Annotated in this window: 2 pseudogenes; both read left to right on the top strand. The window is 69.7% G+C overall.

The window, feature by feature from the left end:
- Nucleotides 1-297 (top strand): annotated as a pseudogene (locus KZA10_RS16975) (class I SAM-dependent RNA methyltransferase); the annotation flags it as partial.
- Nucleotides 298-337: 40 nt separating this feature from the next.
- Nucleotides 338-640 (top strand): annotated as a pseudogene (locus tag KZA10_RS16970) (DNA-binding response regulator); the annotation flags it as partial.

Below are 640 nucleotides of genomic sequence, written 5' to 3'. Positions count from 1 at the left end.
CCCCTCGAGGTGAATGCGGTGACGGCGCGCGTCGATCGTTTCCTGGCCACGCAGAAGCGCGGGCGCACAGGAGCCGTGGTCCTCGATCCCCCGCGCGCCGGTGCCGGTCGTCAGGTGGTCGAGGCGATTCACGCGCTCGCGCCGGATGCCATCGCGTATGTCGCGTGCGATCCGGTGGCCCTCGCTCGCGATCTCGGCACCTTCCGGACTCTCGGATGGAACGTGGACCGCCTTCGTGGCTTCGATCTGTTCCCGCACTCGCATCACTTCGAGGTCGTCGCGCTGCTCACCCGGTGAGCGATCCTCGGCTCGTCGGGGGACTCAGTAGGCTGAGGGGATGAGCACGGTCGCACTCATCGACGATCACGAGTCCGTTCGCCTCGGTCTCGAGGCCGCGTGCGCGCGTGACTCGCAGACCGTCGTCTTCTCCGGGAGCACCGTCGTGTCGTACCTCGAATGGCGCCGCGCCGCCGCGGCGGCGCCTGCCGAGGTCGTCGTGCTCGACCTCACTCTCGGCGACGGGACGACCGTGACCGAGAACGTGACCTCCCTCGTGAACGATGGTGCGAGCGTCGTGATCCACAGCGTCGCCGATCGGCCGGCAGCCGTGCGCGAGGCGCTCGCTGCCGGTGCCGCCGGA

The organism is Microbacterium sp. BF1 (assembly GCF_019279095.1).
Lineage (GTDB): Bacteria > Actinomycetota > Actinomycetes > Actinomycetales > Microbacteriaceae > Microbacterium > Microbacterium maritypicum.
Note: the sequence above shows the minus strand (reverse complement) of the source record. Positions and strands in the feature narration are given on the sequence as shown.